7 protein-coding genes and 2 pseudogenes are annotated in these 11,141 nt (G+C 47.9%); 3 read left to right on the top strand and 6 right to left on the bottom strand.

Annotated elements, in window-relative coordinates:
* Positions 1 to 78: 78 nt before the first annotated feature.
* Both PMX21_RS10090 and PMX21_RS09335 read left to right on the top strand, forming a co-directional pair.
* Positions 79 to 378: pseudogene (locus PMX21_RS10090) on the top strand (P-loop NTPase fold protein); the annotation flags it as partial.
* 102 nt (positions 379 to 480) lie between these two features.
* Positions 481 to 993 (top strand): hypothetical protein, encoded by a 513-nt coding sequence (locus tag PMX21_RS09335; RefSeq protein WP_271759222.1) that lies wholly within the window; start codon positions 481 to 483, stop codon positions 991 to 993.
* Positions 994 to 1,402: 409 nt separating this feature from the next.
* Here PMX21_RS09335 and PMX21_RS09330 read toward each other — a convergent pair whose 3' ends face one another.
* From PMX21_RS09330 to PMX21_RS09315, 4 genes are all read right to left on the bottom strand, one after another.
* Entirely contained in the window at positions 1,403 to 3,214 is a 1,812-nt protein-coding gene (locus PMX21_RS09330) for a UvrD-helicase domain-containing protein (RefSeq protein WP_271759221.1), read from the bottom strand.
* Positions 3,214 to 4,941 (bottom strand): ATP-dependent nuclease, encoded by a 1,728-nt coding sequence (locus PMX21_RS09325; protein ID WP_271759220.1) that lies wholly within the window; start codon positions 4,939 to 4,941, stop codon positions 3,214 to 3,216. Before PMX21_RS09325 ends, PMX21_RS09330 begins: the two co-directional genes overlap by 1 nt.
* A 160-nt stretch (positions 4,942 to 5,101) precedes the next feature.
* Complete coding sequence (locus tag PMX21_RS09320; RefSeq protein ID WP_271759219.1) at positions 5,102 to 6,118, bottom strand: mediator of RNA polymerase II transcription subunit 4; 1,017 nt, start codon at positions 6,116 to 6,118, stop codon at positions 5,102 to 5,104.
* 852 nt (positions 6,119 to 6,970) lie between these two features.
* Positions 6,971 to 7,969 carry a hypothetical protein gene (locus tag PMX21_RS09315; protein WP_271759218.1) on the bottom strand — a complete coding sequence of 333 codons (999 nt, stop codon included), beginning with the start codon at positions 7,967 to 7,969 and terminating at the stop codon, positions 6,971 to 6,973.
* A gap of 552 nt (positions 7,970 to 8,521) precedes the next feature.
* Here PMX21_RS09315 and PMX21_RS09310 point away from each other — a divergent pair.
* Positions 8,522 to 8,803: pseudogene (locus tag PMX21_RS09310) on the top strand (transposase); the annotation flags it as partial.
* 362 nt (positions 8,804 to 9,165) lie between these two features.
* On the opposite strand, the gene PMX21_RS09305 reads toward PMX21_RS09310, so the two are convergent.
* Together PMX21_RS09305 and PMX21_RS09300 are read right to left on the bottom strand one after the other, a co-directional pair.
* Positions 9,166 to 10,068, bottom strand: a complete 903-nt coding sequence (locus tag PMX21_RS09305) for a hypothetical protein (RefSeq protein ID WP_271759217.1) — start codon at positions 10,066 to 10,068, stop codon at positions 9,166 to 9,168.
* On the bottom strand, positions 10,052 to 11,002 hold the full coding sequence (locus PMX21_RS09300; protein WP_271759216.1) for a hypothetical protein: 951 nt from the start codon (positions 11,000 to 11,002) through the stop codon (positions 10,052 to 10,054). The genes PMX21_RS09305 and PMX21_RS09300 overlap by 17 nt, the downstream gene beginning before the upstream one ends.
* Between the last annotated feature and the right edge of the window lie 139 nt (positions 11,003 to 11,141).

The raw sequence follows: 11,141 nt of genomic DNA, 5'->3' as shown, positions 1-11,141 counted from the left end.
AGATTCTAGGACGAAGGCCGTTCTTCGTTAAACGGGCGCTAGGGCGCCGCCCTTACACCAACATTTTCGACGCGATCTATCGGATATGGCGGTGACATCAATGGTGTCATTGAAAATTTCAGCGGAACCGATTTTCTCGAACAGTACAAAAATGAGAAAGAACTTCGAGGCAAAATTGACGAACTCATTAAGACCAATCTTCCCGAGGTAGCCGACCGAGCCATCATCTTTATCGACGAACTCGACCGCTGCCGGCCCGAATTCGCAATAAAGGTACTCGAACAAGCAAAAACGCTGTTTCAGCAAGACAACATCGTTGTAGTTTATTCGACCGACATTACGCAGCTTGCACATTCCCTCCAGGGCGTATATGGCCCAAGATTCGACGGCAGAAAATACCTCGAGCGCTTCTACGACAAACGTCTTGAGCTAAATCCGATAAAACCGGCTGATTACCTTCTGTATAAAGGAATCAATACAATGGATGGATATACCTTCATGGATATAACCATCGATTTGCTCGGCTACAAACAAGCCTCACTAAGAGCCTGCAACAGGCTTATCGACTCTATAACAAATCTATCTAGATACATTGCTAACCACTGGGAGCACTTTGGGAATGGAAGGGTTCAGCATTTCCCAGACCAGGGTCTGCTTCCTGTAGTAAACATTCTCGCTTACTATGACCCGCTCGCCTGGCACGAAATGAAGACCAGTACTGGCTACGAAGCTGTCTACGAACTTGCGAAACACAGCGATCACTTCATCCAATATCTTGATGAAGTGATTGAATCGGTATGGGGAGCCAATAAAGATGAGCTTCCCTATAAGCAGGATATTGAAAATAGACGCAAGCGTTTTGTAGAAGATCTATCCGCGTTGATATACGGCAACAATGACAGGGACCCGCGGGTCAAAGAACTGGGCAATAGTGAACTTACCAGAATGTCTTTCAATCAGCAGCTATATCAGCGTCTGGCACCGCCATTGTAGAGCACCGAAGATCCATCAAGTGGCCTTGTGCGCAGCTCCATGACGACTGTATCCAGGCCCAAAGTGATGGCGCTCGATCACTTCGTCCGGAAAGATACAACCATCGCGGATAGAGGCGCATAATACGACCTGCATCAACATGAGCGAAGCCAACATGCAACAGCGCTGCCAAGCCAGACGTTAGCAAATAGGCATTGGGGCCCATGTCGGCCACGGCGCCTAGGCTAATGCCACGGTGCTGCTTCACAATATTCAACAGTGGCTAATTAAACAAACACCGCATCCCACCAAAACGCTAGTGCCCAAGCCGTTCTAGTCAAAGAACAGCTTGGGCACACTCCATGAGACCACAGCAAGAGCCGCAACCGGACCTCGCGTCAGCAGCAGACACGCCCCATCCCGCCGACAATCACCCCTCTCCGTCCATGACCGACCAGCTCACAGGTTCAATACCCGGAAGAGACGTTAGGCAAGAGGGGCAAGCAACCTGATAGTTCCCGTTATTTGTCCTGCGCTGCATAGAAGCGGAGACATATACCGCTTTGCGGGCGCGAGTGACGCCGACGTACAGCAGGCCCATTTCCTCAATAAGCCCGTCTGGCATATTCATCGCATCAACGATCCGGCATCCATACGCAGAACGCGAGCATATACCAGCTCTTTCGCACCGAGAGCAAATCACTCCAGGCCAATCGAAACGCGTAACGCCCGGAATGAAAACAGTGTCCCACTCGAGCCCCTTAGCGGAGTGAATGGTCATGATCGAGATATCTGCATCAAGGTAATCGGAGAAACGCCGCAGGGAGCCCTCGGAAAAGATGCTAACGATATAGTCGAAGCGCTCAGACGGATCCATCGCGACGCAGTCAGTTTTAAGGTGTTTCCGCAGCGCTCCAAGAAGCATGGCATAGGACCGCCCATACTCGAATCTCCTGGAGCCAGTCAGCAGTTCATCAGAGACGGAGTCAATTATTTTGTCCGCAGCTGACCGGCTGACGCCCTTTTCTCCAAACGCTGCATCGGTAATCCTGGATAAAGTAAACGCATTGAATTCAATGAACTCTGGGTCTGTATCAGAGAAAAGCCCGTTGAAGTATGGCATCTCCTCCTTAACCAATTCGTTCATAATGAGATCGGCAAGGGCACCACGCTTACGAACAAGAATCGCGATCTTCCCGCCACCGACTTGGATGAGCGCCGCAACCTTAGAAACAATGGCTGTCGCTTCGTCTTGCTGTGCAGCGCCAGCAAATATGGGAAGTCGGGGCGTACCGCTGACAATGGCACCCTTCATGTGGGAGCGAATCGCAGCACCAAGCTCCCCAACAATAGATCCCCCAGAAAACCTATGATTATGTTCGAGCTCCAGCGGCGATAGACACAGGTCGGTAGTGGCCTTTGCCTTTAAGCCTTCCATTGCGCCAATAAAACCATAGACACGCTGAATAGGGTCACCGAACATGCAGATTCCTGATTTATCAGAAACCAAGCCGTTTAGAAAGATATAGCACAACGCATTCGTGTCCTGCGCCTCGTCGACGAGCACGACAGGGTACACTGCCGACAGATAGGACCTTAACTTGGGAAAATGAGAGAGCAATTCAATTGCAAGGGAAATCATTGCAGAATATGGCAAAAGACCGTTCGGAACGAACCGATCCCTGACGATCCTATTAAAGGAAAACATCACGCGCCTCAAGTCCATGTCCTGACCGTTTCTCATAAAGCGGAGGAAGTCGTCAACGGCATTCTTTTCATTCCAGGTCAGCCTGACACCTCGCGAAATCAGCTCGTCAACGGCTCCGTTGTCATCAACCATAGAAAGCTCGTCGACGTTTACCGGGAGCGAGAGCGATCTCCAATATCTGCGCAGCAGGGCCCAAGCAAAGCCATGGAAATTAGTCGCCATGACGCTGTCCTCAAAATGCTTGGCCACGTGACCAGGAAGCGCCGACATAGTGGCGCTTAAATCAGTACGCATTCTCCGCGCGGCAGCGACGCTGAAGGTTAGGGCCAAAATCCTTTTTGGCGGCTGAACTTCGCCAGATGCCAGTAACCAGCAAGCCCGCCCAGTCATAACTGTGGTTTTCCCGTATCCTGCCGGCGCCTCTACGAATACCCTCTTCGATGGAGAAAAGATCGCGGAGCGCTGCGATGCATCTCCACCACAGCGCGCCTCAATCGCAGCTCTAACACTATCCAGCAAGTCAGTCTGGCTCACTAACATTCGAGCCCCACGGCCTTGCGAATAATGCTTTCGTAACATACGGGAACGCCATCGGCACCAAGAGCTTCTGCAAGGGCGACGCCAGACACGACACCTTTATTCGATGAAAGCCATGCATACATAAGCGCACGCGATTTGGGCGTATCGGCGAATTGCCCGTCAAACTCCGGTCCCTGAAAATCATACTCAGAGTCCGGCAAACAAACATCGTAGATAGTTCGGGCTTTATTTAATGCATTACTATTACCCTTAATGGAAGTTGCCCTCTGAGAATCCGTCGACTCAAGAAGTTCTATGAACGCGCTTTGGTTATCGCCAGCGAAGAACGCGTCAATAACCTCAGCTTCAAAATCCCGTTCAATTGTCGTTATATGGTCCCCAGAAGTTTCCGGCAGCTCGGCATCCCTGTCGACAATGGAATAATTTGGAATCTCGAATTTGCCCAAAAGTTCGCAGATCGGGTTTACGTTCTCTTTCCCGCCAGCCCTGATGGGCACAACTCCATAATCGTCCAGATCCATCCCAAGGTTGCGAGCGAACACCGGAATGGCCCCAGACTCCGTCTGCCCCTCAAAAGTCAAAACAGACCGCGCGAAAAAGGCCTCTCGTATTGACTCAAAGTTCAGCATAAGATGTTTTTCAACCTTGTCGGACAGGTCAATATCTTTGCCGCACGTGACCCTTGGAGAAGCTTCGCCCTGTCCAAATCGCACGATGTTCTTATAGCCTCGAGCCAGAATGTTTGGCGAATGCGTCACCATGATCAGCTGAGCTTTGATTGAATCAATCCCGAAATACTCCTTTAGAAGGGCGTTGAACTTGGCATCCTCCCCTTCGCAAATCCTATGCAAGCTCTTCGAGAGCCGTCTTTGCATATATGGGTGAAGATGAGCTTCGGGTTCGTCATAAACCAGCGCGGCATGCAGCACGCGCTTGTCATCGCCATCCGAGCAGAGGCTCTCTTGAAGGCGTTTAGGCGAAAGTCGCATAATGCTCTCGATTATCGAAAGCGAGGCAATGGCAAGGTACTGCAAGCCTACCCCCGCCTTTTTAAAATGAACGCCCCTCTTATCAAGCAAGGTAACCAAACTTCCAAGCGTTCCGCCATCCGATGAGTCGACGCCCGTCCTCACGCCATATGATGACAAGATGGGTACGTCACCGACAATCGTACCGAGATCTGCAACCAGACCTTCGAGCTCATTCCCGTCTAGAAAGTCGGAGACCTCTTTGCCCTCCCTATCTAGGTAAAGAGCGATGCCTTTGGCGAGAACTTTACCGACGCCGCGCGTACCGTCAAACGCCAAGTCTCCCCTATTGAAAGATGCAGTAGAGTACCTGAACATGTGAACGGATCTCATAAAAGAAGGGGGAATCTTTTCCCCGCTTTCCTCGGCCACAAACTCTATACGAGAATCCGGATCGTCGGCAAAGGCGCAGACGGTAATAGTGTTTCCGGTCGTAGGATCGATGTCGGGCCCCGATATTCCGATCTCGTCCTCGTCCATCTTTAAAGTTACTACAGCACCTGAACGCTTTTCGGTGTCTGCGAAATCCTCTTCGCCAATCGTCGCCTGATTGAAGATTGTATTGAGCAAGTCGAGTACATTCGTTTTGCCGAGATTGTTCTCGCCAACAATATAGGTCACGTCCTCGTCAAAACTAATCGCAACACCATCGAGATTCCGATAGTTCTCAATCCTCAGTTTAGAGATCCTCATGCAGCCTCCTGACCGTTAGGGTTTATGGCTACCAATAATTTAGCACGCCTCGTGTTGTGCTAAGCGGACACCAACAGATGTTCGTTATTACTCGCGCAAAGGCCATCACAAGGACATCTTTGCTCGTAAGGCCGCGTTCTATTCCGCTTCAGTTAAGAGGCTAAGCATCCAAGCCAAACAAATCCAAGCTTACAAGCCCAGACGTTTGGCTCAATGTCTCCTTAAAAGAAGTCGAAGTCAAACGTTTCTCTATATAGGCTTCATAGCAACGAAGCAACGTCTCAGTCGAAAGAACCGCAATGTCGTTTTTACGGGCAATGGTAATCTGGGTTTCAGGGAAAGGATCTCGCTCTTCAGGTTTTAATTCAATCTGTGATGCAAAAATTAGGACGCCTTTTAACTTGCTGGTGCTGCCTTCGTCTTCCATCGCGTCCGCTTTTATTTGGACATGATCATATGTCTTCGAAATATGCTGTCGCTTCAATCCACCCTTACTGCCTTTAATTTCAATAAAATAGAGAGTGTCATTGTATGAGAACCTAAAATCCTCTTCCTTACAGTCTTCAAAGTCCTCATCCACCTCAACGATCTTTGCCAAAAGATGACGAGTCATTTTTTCAAGTTCAAAATCCTTGGAGCAGAGGACTGATTTAATATCTTGATAATTAGAGAGGACTCCCTCGATTTCTTTCTTTTCCTTGTCCAGAAGAGCCATTTCTTCGTCTATCTCTTTTATTCGCGCTCTTTGGGCCGTTTCATCATGATATTCGACTTCGTCAAGCCAATCTGGAATCAGAACGGACAGAACTACTGCCGGGAATATAGCATCAATAACCGCCGATAAATCCTCATTGGTGTTTATCTCAAGCGTTGTAGCCGCGAGGGTCTCAGATATCAGTACCGTTGAGATCGTAGAAGCGTTCGAAGTTAATAGTGGCTTGAGGGGAGAGGTGATTGGCATACTGAACGAAAAATCAGAATGAAGCTCTTTATTAGAAACAAGAGTTATCGACTTCCCAAAACAAATACGAAGTGAGAAGGAAAACAACTCGCCTATCGGAGAGACAGCGAAATCTTTAATAAAATCCTTTAGAGGCTTCTTTTTCTTATATCCCTCAGAATGAGTCTCTAGATTGTATCCATAAGAATATAAAAACGAATAGTTTTGCGGAAGCACAACAATGCACTTAGCCTTATTTGACTGCAGCATCATTTGCCGAAAGAGGAAATGTCCGCATGATCTTGCAGAATTTTATCGTTGGTGTAATCGCTTTTCCATAAATACTTATCCTGCAAGTCGATAACCGTTAGATCAAAAGCATCGAACGCGAGCGCTTTACAGAATTCCCTTATCGTCAAGTCGCTTGTTTCCGTAAAACCGCAATTCGATTTTTTGTAGACCAATATCTGAGTTTTCATCACACAAATCCCTTTGCAACCAGAACGGATTAGCCCTAAGTATTAATATCACTTCAATGTTGAAGTCATCTAGTGCAATGAGTACGCGGCTCCGTATCCATTGCCGATGCAAACACAAGTCCCTATCCCCTTGGCAGGAAGGGGCCTGTGTCCACGAGAAACGCCATGCACCAGGCAGTAAACGCCTGAAGCAATGGTACTCCCTGGTACTTTTGTAAAGAGCGTTGGTCTAACTCTTTTCGTCAAACGGTAGTCTATAAATCAAACTGCCGAAACACGACTTGGGGGCTGGACTCAATCAGTCCGCCCAGCAGGCGAAGGGAGCGTCGATGCATTGAATCAAACATGCCTATGCGCTGATTTATATATAGCCCCACTGATTAAACCGAATTGCCCATCGTCTAGATACACAATAATGGACACGCGCACACCGAACCATTCAATAATCTGAAGTAGGACCACGACCGACATGGTCGAAATGAGTTAGAACAAAGAAAGGGCACTGGGGCCCGCATTAGCCCCAGTGCCCATAAGCAATACCGACAATACTGCATTCGTTATAGTGCGTCACTCAAATAAACAAATACGCAATGCCAGCTCAAGCGGCCACTCATTCTTTAATCAGCTTGACGCTACTAAGCAAAACCGGAATACCATTACCGGTATATCCCTTAGTGGAGTAAACCCTGAACTCAAGCCAATCGAAATCAGATAGATCAATTTCATTCGACGGAATGTCAGTAGGTGCGGTATTCATCGTAATGTGGTCCTTTTGCCAAATTACTTTTGAATCGGACCCATCGACAGAGCCCCTTAGTTCAAGTCTCGCCTCAAAGTCCTTCAAGATGCTCGTGTCCTCTACGTATTCAACAGCAATTTTGCCATTCAACGAACGGTACTTCTTGCCGATATAAAATGATATAATCGAAGGAGAATCGGCACTAAGAGGGCGACCAACCCAAGTATCGTCGGATGAATAACTATTCCCGGCAGTGTCTTTCTGGGAACCTTCAATCAACTCAAAACGATCGGAAGAAGCAACCGTAAGAGAGGTCAACGCCACTTCGGAAACACCATCAAGTTCATCCAGGAGATCATTGATTCTTGCCGGATCTTTCACAATCTTCGAAGCAGCTTTCAAAACGCTCTTCGCTTCATCATACTTTTTTGATGAGACCAGCTCGTCAGCCTTGGCTAAAACCTCATCGGTGTAAGCAGAAGAGTAGTCAGCAAAAGCAACAGCACAGTCTCCAGATTTCTTAGAAGCCTTTTGCAGCGAAGTCAAAGCTTCCTCATGTTTACCAGAATCCCAGGCAGCACGAGCGTTCGCAAGAACCTGTTTACCCGCTTCCTCATCCTTAAGAGCATTTAGTTCAGCCTCGACATTCGCATAATCTTTATACGCGCTTTCGAGCGCATCATTAAGGCTCATGCTTTCTTCCACGGAATCGAAGCGTTTGGACAACTCATCAACTATCTCAGACTGACCATGCAAGTCGCCAAGATACGCTGTCAGGAGGCACGGAATTATTGCAAACAGGATACCGAAAATGACCGGATGTTTAGCATAAAATCGAGACTCTTTAGAAATGGAATCTTTATCAGCCATTGTCTCCCCTAACGCAAAACAAACAATATGAGTAACGTGTCTCTCAAAGGCACAAGCATGCCGGGCCACCATTTCAAAAGAAAACAGTGTGACAATCTGTGCAATCAATCGGACGAGCCGACAACCAACTTATTACTTCCGGTATTTTGTATAGCTCTATTGTTTAGCGACATGACAACCCCCAATAATCAGTTGACCAAATTCAATGGTCAACAAGTGGATGTTAACGTCATGCACCAGGCAGTGAACGCCTGAAACAATATTACTCCCCGACACTTTAGAAGAGCGCAGCAGTCTATTTATTTCCGTCAAACGGCAGTCTGATGATCGAACAGTTTGGAACACAGCAGTGACGCAAAATTTCTTTCGCAAATTGACAACCGCATTGCGGAACACGGTGTGCGCCCTGTCATATGATTTCTAGCAACCAAACAGCAAATCACCGACAAAGGGACCGCGGACCGTGTCTGCGAACATAATATCGGTCGACGAGGGGTCGCTCGACGCATTGCTCGACGAGGTGACGTCCGAGCTCGTCGGGCAGAGCGCAACGAAAGGACGGTGCGCGACGGGTTCGCCGAGACGCTTGCCTACATGAAATTCCCGCCTGAGCACTGGCACCGGATCAGGACGAACAACGGGATCGAGCGCATCAACCGCGAGATCAGGAGGAGGGCGAGGGTCGTCGGGACCTTCCCGGACGGCAACTCGGCCCTCATGCTGGTGACGGCGAGGCTGAAGTACATAGTGGAGCACGAGTGGGGCAAGAGGAGGTACCTGGACATGTCGAAGCTGGAGGAGATGGACGAGCTGAGGGGAAAGGCGGAGGGCTAGAAGAGGACGGGGCCGGGGACGACTAAATCAATTTGCAAAAGAATCTTGACGGTACCTCCCAGAAGAGGTTGCCGGTTGAGCGCGATGGACGCATGTGGCGATCTTTACTCACTGGATTATATCAACCTAGTGGAGCCATCTCTTTCATTACAAAACGGCCATCTACGCTCGTTCGTTCCACTGGACTACGTTCACGCTCCATTCAAAACCATCATGAACGGTTTCCCCACCAAAAACGGAAGCCAAAACGCCTTGTCAACGTGAAGACCCAGAGAAGAACAGAGCGCGGAACCAATGACGTTAATCAGTTCGCACACAATGCAGGACAGTATTTCCCATATTCAAATGAGGTTAGCCGAAGCCTAATTCGAAGAGGAAGGGTCGGCAATCATGACCTTTCTGCCTACGTATTCCAATTTGGAAACATAGGATCCATTTTCTTCCTTATCGACACTTAAGTCGAAAGTTTGCATATACCTGTAACCGAAGCAATCATAGTAAGCAATTCCCAGCTCATAGTTTCCAACTGGAGAACATTTTTCGGTGTCGATATAAATCCCAAGGTAAAAGCTCTCACCATGATCGAGCGTCATCGCTCTGACTCCTCGCCATTCTTCGCCCTTAGAGTAAACACCGACCCTAACGTTGGTCGCACAACCTGGGCCAGTATTTGTAAATCTCAAAGGAGCATAAATGGTTTGGTTGGGTAATGAAAGTTCAAGGCCGTTCACAACCATACGCATATACTTAGATTTCACGCACTCCCACTGATGGCTGTTAAGCCCATCTTTATACTCAATCTTATTGCCGATTATTACGTAAGTCTCGCGCTCATCAACCTCACAATACTCATTGGAGATTTCCCTATAGCCAGCATCATTAGTGTGCGATTCGACAGCATCGTCGCTGCCAAAGGGAAGCATAGAAGATAAGCCTTTCCTATTCTTCTGAGTCAAGATCACCATCGAAAAATGCGGCGCGATGCTTTTCCTGCTCTGCACCCGTTGCTGCTCCCAAGCGTCAAAAACGCCGTAAACGATACCGAGTAAGGCTATGAAGGCTGCACCCATCGTTCCGCAATACCCAAGCATATCCCCTGCACTCCAGGGCGTTTTTATAACATTTGGCGAGTCGACTGAATACAGCAGCATCACTGCAATTGGAATAAAAACAATAATCGTCAAGCTGACAAAGCACAGCAGAGCCGGGCTACCTTTAAGGCCAGAGTTCGCACCTATTCTTTCCTCGTCAGCTTTCTTCGACACAGTAGTCCAATCCGCCAAAATCAACACGCTTAACGTCATCCCAATTATGGCGCATATAAAGAGCAGCAAACTCCGTCTGCAAAAGAGATACAAAAGGAGGGATGATAACGTGCTGAAGCGTGAACTTAAATGAATCTACATTTACAGCATCACCGTCTATGGGGACAAAATTAATGCCGTAAGTTGAAAGCAATAACACTGCCTCGAGAAGAACGGAAGATGCATTTCTGCATTCTAGATTAATGGCGAAATAGGACCCCTGACACCCAAATAGGCGGTCACGTCTACCCGGAGCATAAAGCGATGAGGTGGACTTATCGTTGCAGAATATGGGATTGTCACATCTGCCATTTATTAAATTAAAGTACAGAGTAGATGGATCTTCAATAAATCTTTTTAACTTAGCGCCACCACTAAGTCCTGACCTTCCAACAATCCATTTCCAATCGCTATCATTCGCGTCATCGGGATAACGATAAATAAGCGAAACGTCGATGTTATTAATATTCGCCGAAATGACTTCCGAAACAACGCTCTCCATCGAGCCGCATATCTCCCTAAGATACTGATGGACGTTGTAGCAATAAGGAAAATCTCTGGGATGCAGGTAAAGCGAATAAGTGTTTTCCTTTATCAGGTCTGTCTTTCGTTCGTTAAGTCTAACCAACTGTGAAACAACGATCTGCTGGACGTTCTGTTTGAAAAGCTTTGACTCCAATTCTGAATTAACTCGCTTTATCCTTTGTTTCGAAAACTCATGGACAACAATCAGAACTACGGAGCCGGCAACTAAAAGAAAATACAACAAAGCTTTAACGTGAACCTGATTATCGTCAGAAACAAAATGATCGACAGCGATCAATCCCGGCGTTGCCAGAAGCGCAAGCATAACCGAAGAAGCATATGCAATTCTCTTAATAGTATTCAGATTCATCGCACGCCCCCATGCCCAAACACAAATGCGGCGCCAGCATCAAACCAGCGCCGCATCAAAAACTAGTCCCGCTTAAACAGATCCCTCGTGTACACCTTGTCCGCCACGTCCGCGAGCTCGTCGCTCCAGCGGTTGGCGA

The sequence above is a fragment of the Collinsella aerofaciens genome, assembly GCF_028209885.1.
In the GTDB taxonomy this organism is placed as follows: Bacteria; Actinomycetota; Coriobacteriia; order Coriobacteriales; family Coriobacteriaceae; genus Collinsella; species Collinsella aerofaciens_BA.
Note: the sequence above shows the minus strand (reverse complement) of the source record. Positions and strands in the feature narration are given on the sequence as shown.